We start from the raw sequence: 12075 nt of genomic DNA on the forward strand, positions 1-12075 counted from the left end.
TTCCTCCCGTTTAATACATGTTTACATATAGTTGGTTCCTGTCGCGCAGGGCGATGGGGCGCTTTTCGCACTGTGCTTCAGCCTCTATTTTCTAATAATATCTTCAGTGATTTCATGCACCTGCACTTCAATTACACTTCCATTCATTGTAATTGAATTACTGGAACTTTGTTTCGTTACTGGTGATATTAATAACGCGTACATCTTTTGAAAAAGATAAAATGGAGTCCCGCCTTGCACCATGGCGTCGCCATCCCATCCTCCGCCCACAACAGGTGAAATGAAAAATAATTCAGGACATAAGGATCCTGCCAAATATTTATAATCTGAAAAACCCTTTGGAACATCAGGCTTAGTTTTATTGTCGTCATTATATGAATAAAACTCTGCTCCCGTTGAAGTATTCGGTGAATCTAATAAAGCATCTATCGATGATACACAGGCTCCATAAGTTTTTTTTCCATCGTAATCAAAATTCATCAATCGCCAAGACAAAAATATATCCCGTAACGGCACCACTGCTCCAATTGACGAATCCCCCTTTCGAGCCAAATTTATCCTAAGTATATTTACCAAAAAAGAATCAGATAAAAATGGGGTGTCTTTGGAAATCGGAACTAGTGTATTTCCATTTACAGGCACTAGAGTTGAAGGAGATACATCCATCTCATATGTATGGCTTTTTACTCCCGACACGAAAAATGCTTGCGTAGTTTTATTTACTATATTAACATAGACTAAATTTTCTTTTTCCAAAAGACCTAACGCTGACTTGGTAAAATTGTATGCCGAAGTAATGAGCCCCATGCCGAGTGCTAATAATTCCAATTGAGGAGTAAGGTTTGGTGAAGATGTCAAGCTGGAAGTTGGAAAGCGTTTTCTGTTTATGGCTTGCACGAAAGTTATAAACGCATCTGCATCTATTTGAGTAGTTGGGTCCGATTCTATTTGGTCTTGAGTGGAGTATAATTTCGACAATTCTGCCTTAATAATTGCCACCTTACCGTTGTGTACTACCTTACCTAATCTCATAATCAGCCTCCTAAAAAAATAACGTCGTTAAATTAAATTATTTCATACAGCTCAAAGTAAATACTCATGGAAATTTGTTCTCGTAATCGCCAAAAAGGTTTGCAGTTTAGGCATCAAAGGTTTCGTGGCTCCAAGTCACAAAGTTACGCCACCGATGCTTGGCTTCAGCCTTTTCTATAGGGCACCTCGAAAAACCTAGACGAGCCCACCTGCTGTTAAAATTACGTTGTCCAGAACCTTGCCGAGCTTGAGCCCGATGAAACAGCGCAACGTCATCAAGAACGACCTGTTCGCCGCCGATCATCACCCCCAGAAGCTCGACCGGCTGGGCGAACCGCTCTCCGTGATCGAGCAGATGGGCGGCAAGTTAATCCGCACGATTGGCCAAGCGCGAGCGACCTGCTTCAACCTGAAGCGATTGGTATTTCTCCGCAAGGCGGGAATCCAAGCCTTCTGGTGCTCGAACTCGCCTGGATTGCCGGGTTCACTGAAAATCTCTGGCTATTCGAGGTACCCTATAAACATAGCCCAAGTCATGGGTTTTACAAGGCGCTTTTGCATAAATCCTGGAGGAGGTATTATGAGCCATAAACTCACCTTCGCCGACAGTGAATTCAGCAAGGCACCGGCCTTGTTGCACAATTCCGAAGCAGTGCGTGCGGACTTTCTCTAAGCGCCGGTTTAGCTCAGTTGACCTGCTGCCGTACAGGCATGCCAAGCCCGGTCATCCTGTTGATGGCCTTCACCCACGCGAACGTAGCGCCCCTGCGGGGCGAGCACGGCAGCACAGCTGCCTCAACCGCCTTTAAGATCCAGCCTCACATCAACGCCGGCGCCGCCTGAGTGCATCAAGACCCTCGCGGTGGGACATGTCCCACTGCCGCGTTGACACCCGCATAAAATGAGCACGCCTGTGGCGTGAGCCGGCTGGCGCCGACGCCCTTTTCCTGCCCGATAACGCCCTGTAGACTCTGCCCCATGTATATTCAGCGACCCGCAAAGCTGCTATTCCAGCACGATGATGGCTGGAGCCGCTATCTCGACAAACACGGCAACGCCCTCAGCGACTGGACCAAACTCGCCGTCGAGCGCATGCTCGCCTGCGGCACCTGCGCCATGGGCGTGCGCCGCTACTGCTGCACCTCACCTAACTGCACCCATTCCCGCTTTTTCTGCCAGAGCTGCAAGTCCAAGGCCTGCAGCAGCTGTGGCCTCAAGGCCACCGAGCAGTGGATCGCCGAGCAGCAGCACATCCTGCCCGACTGCGACTGGCAACATATCACCTTCACCATGCCGCACCTGCTGTGGCCGTTCTTCAACAACAACTGGCCGCTGCTCAACGACCTGTTCCGCTGCGCCACCCGCGCCATGCTCCGCTGGGCACGCCGACAGGGTATCGAAGTCGGTATCTTCTGCGCGCTCCACACCTACGGCCGGCAGCTCAATCAGCATCCACATATCCACGTTTCCGTTACCCGCGGCGGCCTCGACGTCAAACACCACGTCTGGCGACAGCTGTTCTTTAAAAAGAAAGAGGTAGAAGCCATCTGGCGCAACGCCGTCGTTCACCTGCTGCGCGACAACTATGCGCGCATTAATCCCGGCGCCCTGCCGGGTCTCGGCCACATCCGTAACGAGGACCGGTGGCACCGCTACCTGCATGCACAATACCGGCGTTGCTGGAAAGTGCACTTTGCCAAAAAGACTCGTGGCGCCTGGCGCAGCGTGAAATACCTGGGTCGTTATTTGAAGCGTCCGCCGGTGGCCGCTTCTCAGCTGCGCCACTACCGCGGCGGTGCCGTGGTCCATCAGTATTACGACCACCGTACGCAGCAGCACAAACGGCAGAAAATCAGTCAGGAGGAGATGCTGCAACGTTACGTCAGCCATATTCCGGCGCGGCATTTTAAAATGGTGCGTTACTACGGTTTTCTGGCCAACCGCAAACGCGGTTCACTGCTGCCAAAGGTCTACGAAGCGCTGGAGATGACGGTACGGGAGAAACCGAAGCGGCCCGGGTTCGCAGTACTGATGAAGAGCTTCCTCGGTACCGACCCTTACCAGTGCATCCTGTGCAAAGGTCGGTTGCGCTTTGCCGGCGCCGTGGCAGGTGAGCACGCCACAAAAATGCTTTCTGACAGGCTGCAGCGGATGGCGAAAAAACGATGGCTTCAGACCCCTTCTCTGGACAAGTGCGCCTGAAAAACAGGTTTTAGATTAAAAACACATCAAAACGGGTATTTTTGCACATAAATCATCGCTATGCAGCACCATCAGCGGATATAGATCGCTACCGTTCATGGTCAGTCGCTCTCAAAAGATATGATCCAATCTCCTAACCATCAAGAATTTGAATGGAATTTGGGTACTCAAACACGGCCTAATATGCGATATATTTATTATGCGCAATGGGATGTGGGCGCTGGTAGAGTAAATCCTGCTATTGTGACAGATAGACCCGCTGATGAAATAGTTGCTTTGCAGAATCCAGTTATCCAAAACGGCAGACCTGTTTTGGGTGTGGGGTTTAATCGAGCAGCAGTGGCGGGGCGAGATTTTTTCTTTACTTTACATGCTTCGGCAACGGGAGGGGGAGATGCTCGGTCCTTACTTGAATCAATACACAACCACTTTGGAGCGCTTGGAGATAGAAACTCTCAATGGATGGTTATGGGGGACTATAATCAAGATCCTACGGTGTTGCAGCGGAGAATTGATACTAACTCAGCTCTTGCAAGCAATGTTTCTATTGTGACTCAACAACAACGTGCTCCTACTCAACTCAGTGGTGGTAATTTGGATTATTCTGTTCTGGGGCAGTATGACTATCAGGGCCCTTTGTCGGGGCTGTTGGTGGCGTCAATGTTCATTGCACAGCTGCATGGAACCATTAACTCAGACCATGTCCCTGTTAAGTTTTTCCCCAAGTAGCATTTGCTTTTTTAATCAGGCCCGCTTCGGCGTAATGCCGATCAGTTAAGCAAAAAATGATCGGTTGAACGATCCTTAAAGGGTGTCAAAATCCGAGTGTTTCTGCACACTCGGATTTTTTTATGTTCTTAAGACAAGCCCTCGACCGAATACATCAATTCTCTGCTGACCAACTCAATGGTCTATCCGATCTCCTTTGCCCTGAACTCATTAATCAATGTCTTGAGGACACTGGCGTCGCGACGCTTCGTAAGCGTCGACTTCCCATGGAACTAATGTAAGCGTCGATTTAACCCCACCTACTAATATTTCCGCATGCTCGGCATAGTGACTCCATAACTAAGGAGTCACCATGCACCCATCCAATAAACCTCAGTTCTGGGCTGAAATCATTGAACAGCAGAGCCAAAGTGGGTTATCCATTGTCGCGTTCTGCAAAGCAAATCAATTGACGGAACATACTTTTTATTACTGGCGTAAAAAACTTTACGGCGGGGGTCAAGTACTACTTTTTCGCTAGGGTCAAGACAACGAAGCGATATTCAAAATACTATACAGATTGATATGCACTCAGGATATTGCTTAAAGGCTAATATTGGATCATGGAGATGTTTTCGTTTCGTGATAATGATAAGACTTGAGAGCACAGTCGAAGATTAGATAACTTTTGGTAGCACAAAAACGGATTAATAAGATGTGTATGAGTTTTTACTCTATGTGATAAAGGGGCAAAAGTGTGTTGAGCTGAGTCAGCTCTGAGCTTGGGCAATAAACAATATAATCGCTAATAAAACAGCAGATAGATTATAGAAATGACTGTCACAGGTAAAAATATACACAAAGTTAAAAATCGAGGGCGTTCAGAATTCTGTGTCAGCTAATTTTGGCTAAATATCTAAGACGTCATCCAAGCGACCTTCAAAATGAATCGCCAGTTGAGACAATGTCATATTCCAATTCTGTATTGGCATTGTCCATTTCTTAGAAGCATCCAATATCCCAGCATACAGTAGCTTAAGCAAGCTATTTTCATTTGGGAACCCACCCTTAGTTTTGGTCAGTTTACGGAATTGGCGATGTACGGCTTCAATAGCATTTGTCGTGTAAATAGCCTTTCGGACGTATTCTGGATATTTAAAGTAAACCGATAAATTTGCCCATTTGTTCCGCCAGGAACGAATCACTATTGGGTATTGCTGTCCCCATTTGGCTTCCAAACGATCCAACTCCATCTCGGCCGCTTCTTTGCTGACAGCCCGATAGACTGGCTTCAAGTCGGCCATAAACGCCTTCTGATGCTTAGAGGCAACATATTTCATAGAGTTACGGATTTGGTGAATGATGCATTGCTGAACTTCTGTATCAGGATAGATGGTTGCTATCGCTTCTGGGAAGCCTGTTAGCCCATCTACGCAGGCGATCAAGATATCTTCAACGCCGCGGTTATACAGATCTGTTAGCACGGAGAGCCAGTAATTAGCGCCTTCCGACTCTGACAGATAAAGACCGAGTAGCTCCTTTTTCCCCTCAACATCTAAGCCCAATATTGTGTATATCGCTTTGCTAACGTAGCGTCCGTCTTCTTTGATTTTATAGTGGATGGCATCAAGCCAGACAAAGGGATAAAGTGCATCGAGCGGACGTTGCTGCCACTCCTTCAGCTCAGGTATCAAACGGTCGGTAACACCTGTGATGGTGGCCTCAGAGACATCAATGCCATACATATCTTCTACGTGACCACGGATATCACGGTAGCTCATACCGAGCGAGAACATGGATAGGATCTTACGGTCGATCTCATCGGTCAATTTAGTCTGGTTCTTCTTAACTAACTGGGGTTCAAATGTTCCAGAGCGGTCGCGTGGGGTATCCAGTTCAAACGTGCCGACAGAAGACTTAATCGTTTTCTTGCTTGAGCCGTTCTTACGGTTAGGTTGCTCATCACCTTCAAGGTGCTGTTCGAGTTCTGCTTTCAAAGCAGCTTCTGTGATTTGTTTAATGAGCGGAGTTAAGAAGCCATCTTTACCTGTCAGGTCTTGGCCTGACTGAAGGGCTTTAATAGCTTGTTCTAGATCGAAGTCTTTGTTCATGTGTCATTCCTGTTTTGTATATCATACTGAAATGACACAGATTTCTAAACACTACCTAAAAATCTAAGCTCCTTGGTCGATTGCCTTACCTCAGAAATATCCTGCTTGATCTCACTTTCATTGCTGCTACTGCCTTTGGCAAGGTTATTCATGACTAGCACCTTTTTTCAGTAATTTATTCTTACTCATCACATGCACCTAAGGTTCGAAATTTAGATTAGAAGTATTATAGCAAAACTAGTGGTTTAATCCTTCAGATAAGACCCTGCTGGCACGTAAAGGGGCATTTTCGTGTTTGAAAGGTGGTAATCACAAAGGCGGTAACGAGAGTTGTTGGCCGCCAGTTTGGTATGATCCTTTATTACTAAGGATGAGACTTATTACTCTCCTACACAAATGAGAGGGGACTCTTATTGCGCTAACGCCCCACTTTTGAATTTATGTTCTGGATACCAAGTTCCATTTTCATTCTTGCTGATGAGTTTGCAGAATGCACTTTCATGATTGGAGGTACAAATCCACGCGTAATAACGGCCTCTTCAATCCATAAAACCACGTCATATCCAGTGCCATGATCATCATCTCCAAGGTCGTGATCTAAGCTAATCTCAGTTACATTACCGCTTTTAAGCAACTCGATCACTTCTTCAGGCCAATAAGATCTAACCCAACCTTCCGGTGTATCTCTTTCATCATCTAAATATACTTTCATGTAATACCCGTAATTTATAATTGCGACAACACTTTTTGTATCGCTAGGACAAAACCATTTTTAAATAGTGGGCGACCATGTACATCTTTAACAGCACCGTACTTTGATACTGTCCAACCTCTTTGCGCCATCTTAACTTCTTGGTTAACTCATTTGGTCAGACTATAACCCTCTTCAACAAAATGCTCTGTAGTGCAAGCCAAACTCAGGTCAACAAATTTTTAAGCCTTATTTCCTTGTACTTAACTGAAGTAGCAATTAGCATACTCTAATTTAGTCAACGTTGACTCCTTTTTATCAGGGATATTATTTCCCGATTATCGCAGCTAACACAATGTAAATTAAAGTGATTAACTCGATAAGACACTCAAAAGTCAACAAATTTTTCTACTGATAAAAATGTGATTGATTTTGATTTTCGCTTACTCCATAAAAGAGCCGAGTGGCATAAGTTAAAACTTGCGATTGGCCGTGGCAAACAGCACAGTTTTTTTCGTAGTTCAAACCAGAGTCAGCAAGGGTTTATTACCATTCCCGGGCGAGTAGTGTTGGATGGAATTGATACATTAAAAACAGCCACTTACCAATTTCGTTCTTGGTCATTGGAATCAGTATCAAGGGAGCTATTAGGCGAAGGAAAAGCGATTCACAACGCCCATGATCGGATGGATGAAATCAACCGTATGTTTAAAAAAGACAAACCTTCACTGGCGAAATACAACCTGCAAGATTGTGTGTTAGTGAATAAAATCTTTGAACATACCCATTTGCTGGATTTCGCCATTGAACGTTCCCGTCTCACGGGTGTGGAGCTAGATCGCGTCGGCGGTTCTGTCGCCGCCTTTACCAATCTCTACTTACCTCAATTGCATCGCGCGGGTTACATTGCACCTAACTTACACTCCGAAAATTGGGTCGCAAGCCCCGGAGGCTATGTGATGGACTCCATCCCTAACCTCTACGACTCTGTATTACTTCTTGATTTTAAAAGCTTATATCCCTCGATCATTCGTTCATTTTTAATTGACCCACTTGGCTTGATTGAAGGGCTAAAAATTCCACTTGGTAAAGAGGATAACCAAGCAGTAACGGGATTTCGTGGTGGTCAATTTCACCGCACCAAACATTTTCTTCCAGAAATGATCGAGAAATTATGGGCTGCGCGTGATGTGGCGAAAAAGAACAATAACAAAGCCTTTTCACAAGCGATAAAAATCATCATGAACTCTTTCTACGGGGTGCTTGGATCGTCAGGTTGTCGTTTTTTTGATACTCGCTTGGCGTCCAGTATTACCATGCGCGGACACGAGATCATGAAGCAAACTAAAAAGTTAATTGAGGCGCAAGGCTATCAAGTGATTTATGGTGATACCGACTCAACCTTTGTCTCTTTAGGTGGTCAATATTCACAGCAGCAAGCGGATCGCGTAGGAAAACAACTGGTTGAACACATCAATCAATGGTGGACGACCCACTTGCGTGAAGAGTACCGATTGGAATCGATGCTGGAATTGGAATACGAAACCCACTACCGAAAGTTTCTGATGCCAACCATCCGAGGTTCAGAAACAGGGTCAAAAAAACGCTATGCGGGATTGATCGGTGAAGGCGAAAACGAGCGATTAATTTTTAAAGGGCTTGAGAGTGCAAGAACGGACTGGACTCCGCTCGCACAACGCTTTCAGCACCAACTTTATTCGATGATTTTTAATGGTGAAGACCCTGCGGCGTTTATTCGTGAAATCGTTGAGCAAACTCAAACCGGTCAACTCGACCATGAGCTCGTGTACCAAAAACGGTTGCGTCGCAAGCTGCATGAATACCAAAAAAACGTACCGCCACAAGTAAGAGCTGCGCGACTTGCTGATACGATAAACCAGCAGTTAGGCCGACCATTACAATATCAAAATCGAGGTCGTATCGAATACCTCATCACACTGAATGGCCCCGAGCCTAAAGAATATTTAAAAAGTCCTATCGATTATCAGCACTATATCGATAAACAATTGCAGCCAGTCGCAGAAGCCATTTTGCCTTTTGTTGGCTTGAATTTCGAACAGCTCAGCCAGCCACAACTTGGGTTATTTTAAGAAGTACGACGATCTAGCCAGCGGTTAACCAATCCGAAACTCTGTTTTTTGATACTGCTTTGCAAGCCATTGCCCATAACTGTCTAGAATTCCAATCACTGAGCGTTTGGCGATCACTCGTCCAGAGAGCAAAATACCCAATCTCTCAATGTCGATTTTTTTCTCCGGATGATAACGTAAAAACTGCTGCCCGCATTCGATAGGATCATCAAACCAATTTTTGTCACGATACATAATCAAAGAATAACTGGCGCGCAGTAATTTCTTGGCAATGGCTACTTGCGCCTTGCTCTGTTCACTTTCAGAGCTGGTTTTTGCAATTTTATCACGATAAAAAAAGACCCAATCTGCGATGTCCATATTCCAGTGTTTGGCTATTTCCCAACTGGGTTCGAAATCGCCAAAGCATTCCGCCAGATCATCACCCAAGATGCAAACGCAGCAATGGCGCAACATAAATCCCCACGTAAAAATGCTCTCTAAAGTGGCTACCTCGCTCACGAGTGCAGTTTTGATCGAGACTTCGGTGATATGTGGGAAACTTTTCTGAAATCGCCATTTTATCGTATTCAGCAGAGTTGCTCGTTGCTCGGAGAAATCACGGTGCGTGATCAACACTACATCCAAATTGGAGCGCCCATAACGCGCAGTTCTGCGCGCCACACTGCCATAAAGGTAAAGACTATGTAGATTGTCACCTAACCCGGCACGCAGAAACTTGATGAGATCATCGATAGCCGCTTGATATTCAGCCTGAAAGGGTTGTTTTGGGTCAATAACCGATAAATACATAGCAAAAAGCGTTAGTTAATTTAAGAAAAAGTACACGCGGTCATGTTCTACTATGCAAAGCAATCAATCAAGATATTCCTTTTCGAAAACGGCAAGGTATAATGCGCCGAAACTAAGTATGAAGGAAAAATTCCATGCCAAAGGCGAATGAATTAAAAAAAGGGTTTGCTATTATTTCTGGTGGCAAGACGCTATTGATCAAAGACATCGAAGTGACCACTCCTGGTGGCCGCGGTGGTTCTAAAATCTACAAACTACGTTGTACTGATTTGAACACTGGCGCTCGCGTTGATGAGCGTTTAAAAGCCGATGACTTTGTCGACACCGTTGACATGAACCGCCGTGCGGTTTCGTTTTCTTATGTTGATGGTGATGAGTACATCTTCATGGATAACGAAGATTACACTCAATTTACGTTTAAACAGGCGGATATCGAAGATGAGCTACTGTTCATCACTGAAGAAATCCAAGGTATGTATGTGGTTGTCGTTGACGGTGTTGCGGTAGCACTAGATGTCCCTTCATCTGTTGAGCTTGTGATTGAAGAGACTGATCCTTCCATCAAAGGTGCTTCAGCTTCTGCGCGTTCAAAACCAGCACGTTTAAGCACTGGCCTTGTTGTGCAGGTTCCTGAATATGTCGCAACTGGCGACCGTATTATTATCAACACCGCTGAACGCAAATACATGAGCAGAGCATAATAATGTCTGATTTGATTTCTTACGACGATGCCATTGATGCGGCTTACGACATCTTTCTTGAAATGGCACCCGATAATCTAGAACCTGTTGATGTCATCCTGTTTACAGCACAATTTGAAGACCGTGGCGCGGCTGAACTGGTTGACGTTGGTGATGATTGGGTTCAACACGTGGGTTTTGACGTCGATAAGGAAGCTTACGCGGAAGTATTGATCGGTCTTGTCAATGAAGAGGACGACGTACTAGACGATGTGTTTGCAAGAATGCTCGTCAGCCGCGACCCAAACCAAAAGTTCTGCCACATTCTGTGGAAGCGTGACTAACCTCATTACTGTTGCTGCGTTTTATAATGAAATCGTCGTGACACTGTCTTGAGGCAAACAGCAATAACGCCAATCGTGATTGATTGGCGTTATTATTTTTAAGCGTGATCTTTTTCCAGAGCTTTTTCTTCAACCAGTTGATAGTGAATGACATACAACTGTTCAATATTGGGATAAATGTCTTGAATCACCTCTTTCAGTGTCGTGAGTGACATATTTTCTTGCTCTGCATGGTAGTGGCTTAATTCGCTAAATAGGATCGGTTCAACCTTATTGATTAACAAGCGGCAGAACTTTCGTCCCTCTTCCAACGTACTCACCTCGACAATAGAGCCAACTTGGTAGTGCTTTTCGCTCTCATCACGAATGGTGATCACTTTCTTTTTCGCCAAAATATCCGCTTCAAAACGAGCGAAAAAAGTCATTTCTGTTGGAGCTGTCATCGCATTTTCTCTTTATTATTTAAACCACAAGTTACTATTTACAACACAGGTTACTATTTACAACACAAGTTACGGCGCCATCTTACCGTGACACTGACCCTTTGTCGTCGATAGCTGCTTCACCAATTCACAGTTTTGGCCGATGATGATCGCAAAGCCTTATCTAAATATTGCATTTCCCAGCGACTTCGTTAATTATTTGTATATTCAAATAAAACTCATCATGCCCATGTCAAGCTCACCACTTTATAGACAAATAAAACAATTTATTTTAGATAACATTGAATCCGGACACTGGCCTGTCGGCCAACGCATAAGCACCGAGCTAGAACTGACTGAGCAATTTAATGTGAGTCGGATGACGGTGAATAAAGCGATACGGGATCTGGTAGCTGATGGAAAACTGCAACGCCGACCAAGGCTAGGTACTTTTGTTTGCGCTGTAGAAGACAAAGCGGAATCACCGCTACTTGATATTCGTAATATTGCTGACGAGGTCGCTAGCCGAGGGAAGCAATATCGCAGTAAAGTCTTAAAGCAACTTGCGTTAACAGCAGATGAAAGTGTCGCTATCAAACTCGGCGTCATGCTGGGGTCTTCTATTTTTTATAGTGAAATCATTCACTTTGCTAATGACACTCCGATACAACTGGAAGTGCGTTGGGTCAATAGCCGCTACGCGCCCCACTATCTTGAACAAAACTTCTCGTTCATGACGCCCAATCAATATCTTTCACAAAACTGCCCATTAAGTGCCATTGAGCACACTGTTGAAGCCATTATTGCCGAGCATCACATCAAACAATTGTTGCAGTTGGCCGTCAATGAACCCTGTTTACTACTTAATCGCCGTACCTGGAGTGGCGATAAGTTAGTCAGCTCTGCACTGCTTTATCACCCGGGCTCTAAATACAAATTAACCTCTAAAGTGATGCTCGACTAACGCTACACATTTCAACAT

11 protein-coding genes and 3 pseudogenes are annotated in these 12075 nt (G+C 45.1%); 9 read left to right on the forward strand and 5 right to left on the reverse strand.

Annotated elements, in window-relative coordinates:
• Positions 1 to 84 precede the first annotated feature (84 nt).
• Positions 85 to 1032: a hypothetical protein gene (locus tag AACV32_RS15015; RefSeq protein WP_170895430.1), complete on the reverse strand. Its 948-nt coding sequence runs from the start codon at positions 1030 to 1032 to the stop codon at positions 85 to 87.
• 322 nt (positions 1033 to 1354) lie between these two features.
• On the opposite strand from AACV32_RS15015, the pseudogene AACV32_RS15020 reads away from it, so the two are divergent.
• The 5 genes and pseudogenes from AACV32_RS15020 to tnpA all read left to right on the forward strand — a co-directional run.
• Positions 1355 to 1486: pseudogene (locus AACV32_RS15020) on the forward strand (IS5/IS1182 family transposase); the annotation flags it as partial.
• Between the two features lie 524 nt (positions 1487 to 2010).
• Positions 2011 to 3234, forward strand: coding sequence for an IS91 family transposase (locus AACV32_RS15025; protein WP_170895429.1), 1224 nt, complete (start codon positions 2011 to 2013; stop codon positions 3232 to 3234).
• A 120-nt stretch (positions 3235 to 3354) separates the two neighbouring features.
• Positions 3355 to 3963: a cytolethal distending toxin subunit B family protein gene (locus AACV32_RS15030; RefSeq protein WP_170895428.1), complete on the forward strand. Its 609-nt coding sequence runs from the start codon at positions 3355 to 3357 to the stop codon at positions 3961 to 3963.
• Positions 3964 to 4085: 122 nt separating this feature from the next.
• Positions 4086 to 4241, forward strand: a pseudogene (locus AACV32_RS15035) (transposase domain-containing protein); the annotation flags it as partial.
• A gap of 74 nt (positions 4242 to 4315) precedes the next feature.
• The gene (gene tnpA / locus AACV32_RS15040) at positions 4316 to 4483 is read left to right on the forward strand and encodes an IS66 family insertion sequence element accessory protein TnpA (RefSeq protein WP_170895427.1); all 168 of its coding nucleotides are present in this window, start codon (positions 4316 to 4318) and stop codon (positions 4481 to 4483) included.
• A gap of 367 nt (positions 4484 to 4850) precedes the next feature.
• On the opposite strand, the gene AACV32_RS15045 is transcribed toward tnpA, so the two are convergent.
• Positions 4851 to 6053, reverse strand: a complete 1203-nt coding sequence (locus AACV32_RS15045; RefSeq protein WP_170895426.1) for an IS256 family transposase — start codon at positions 6051 to 6053, stop codon at positions 4851 to 4853.
• A 418-nt stretch (positions 6054 to 6471) separates the two neighbouring features.
• Entirely contained in the window at positions 6472 to 6765 is a 294-nt protein-coding gene (locus AACV32_RS15050) for a cyclic-phosphate processing receiver domain-containing protein (protein ID WP_088732592.1), read from the reverse strand.
• 398 nt (positions 6766 to 7163) lie between these two features.
• Between AACV32_RS15050 and AACV32_RS15055 the strand changes: the two are divergent.
• A pseudogene (locus AACV32_RS15055) lies at positions 7164 to 8855 on the forward strand (DNA polymerase II); the annotation flags it as partial.
• A gap of 24 nt (positions 8856 to 8879) precedes the next feature.
• On the opposite strand, the gene AACV32_RS15060 reads toward AACV32_RS15055, so the two are convergent.
• Positions 8880 to 9647 carry a nucleotidyltransferase gene (locus AACV32_RS15060; protein ID WP_017050356.1) on the reverse strand — a complete coding sequence of 256 codons (768 nt, stop codon included), beginning with the start codon at positions 9645 to 9647 and terminating at the stop codon, positions 8880 to 8882.
• A 134-nt stretch (positions 9648 to 9781) separates the two neighbouring features.
• Between AACV32_RS15060 and yeiP the strand changes: the two genes are divergently transcribed.
• Both yeiP and AACV32_RS15070 read left to right on the forward strand, forming a co-directional pair.
• Positions 9782 to 10348 carry an elongation factor P-like protein YeiP gene (yeiP, locus tag AACV32_RS15065; RefSeq protein ID WP_013856610.1) on the forward strand — a complete coding sequence of 189 codons (567 nt, stop codon included), beginning with the start codon at positions 9782 to 9784 and terminating at the stop codon, positions 10346 to 10348.
• Between the two features lie 2 nt (positions 10349 to 10350).
• On the forward strand, positions 10351 to 10671 hold the full coding sequence (locus AACV32_RS15070; protein WP_017050357.1) for an HI1450 family dsDNA-mimic protein: 321 nt from the start codon (positions 10351 to 10353) through the stop codon (positions 10669 to 10671).
• A gap of 98 nt (positions 10672 to 10769) precedes the next feature.
• Here the strand turns inward: AACV32_RS15070 and yqfB are convergent, their stop codons facing one another.
• Entirely contained in the window at positions 10770 to 11114 is a 345-nt protein-coding gene (gene yqfB / locus AACV32_RS15075) for a N(4)-acetylcytidine aminohydrolase (RefSeq protein WP_010319023.1), read from the reverse strand.
• A gap of 229 nt (positions 11115 to 11343) precedes the next feature.
• On the opposite strand from yqfB, the gene hutC reads away from it, so the two are divergent.
• The gene (gene hutC / locus AACV32_RS15080) at positions 11344 to 12057 is read left to right on the forward strand and encodes a histidine utilization repressor (RefSeq protein WP_038172111.1); all 714 of its coding nucleotides are present in this window, start codon (positions 11344 to 11346) and stop codon (positions 12055 to 12057) included.
• The last annotated feature ends 18 nt before the right edge of the window (positions 12058 to 12075 follow it).

Origin of the sequence: Vibrio sp. B7 (assembly GCF_963888765.1) — a bacterium.
GTDB classification, from domain to species: Bacteria; Pseudomonadota; Gammaproteobacteria; order Enterobacterales; family Vibrionaceae; genus Vibrio; species Vibrio anguillarum.

Excerpts from the sequence above, each read along its gene's own strand:
- AACV32_RS15015 (WP_170895430.1), bottom strand. The coding sequence starts at position 1,032 with ATGAGATTAGGTAAGGTAGTACACAACGGTAAGGTGGCAATTATTAAG.
- AACV32_RS15025 (WP_170895429.1), top strand. The coding sequence starts at position 2,011 with ATGTATATTCAGCGACCCGCAAAGCTGCTATTCCAGCACGATGATGGC.
- AACV32_RS15030 (WP_170895428.1), top strand. The coding sequence starts at position 3,355 with ATGATCCAATCTCCTAACCATCAAGAATTTGAATGGAATTTGGGTACT.
- tnpA (WP_170895427.1), top strand. The coding sequence starts at position 4,316 with ATGCACCCATCCAATAAACCTCAGTTCTGGGCTGAAATCATTGAACAG.
- AACV32_RS15045 (WP_170895426.1), bottom strand. The coding sequence starts at position 6,053 with ATGAACAAAGACTTCGATCTAGAACAAGCTATTAAAGCCCTTCAGTCA.
- AACV32_RS15050 (WP_088732592.1), bottom strand. The coding sequence starts at position 6,765 with ATGAAAGTATATTTAGATGATGAAAGAGATACACCGGAAGGTTGGGTT.
- AACV32_RS15060 (WP_017050356.1), bottom strand. The coding sequence starts at position 9,647 with ATGTATTTATCGGTTATTGACCCAAAACAACCCTTTCAGGCTGAATAT.
- yeiP (WP_013856610.1), top strand. The coding sequence starts at position 9,782 with ATGCCAAAGGCGAATGAATTAAAAAAAGGGTTTGCTATTATTTCTGGT.
- AACV32_RS15070 (WP_017050357.1), top strand. The coding sequence starts at position 10,351 with ATGTCTGATTTGATTTCTTACGACGATGCCATTGATGCGGCTTACGAC.
- yqfB (WP_010319023.1), bottom strand. The coding sequence starts at position 11,114 with ATGACAGCTCCAACAGAAATGACTTTTTTCGCTCGTTTTGAAGCGGAT.
- hutC (WP_038172111.1), top strand. The coding sequence starts at position 11,344 with ATGTCAAGCTCACCACTTTATAGACAAATAAAACAATTTATTTTAGAT.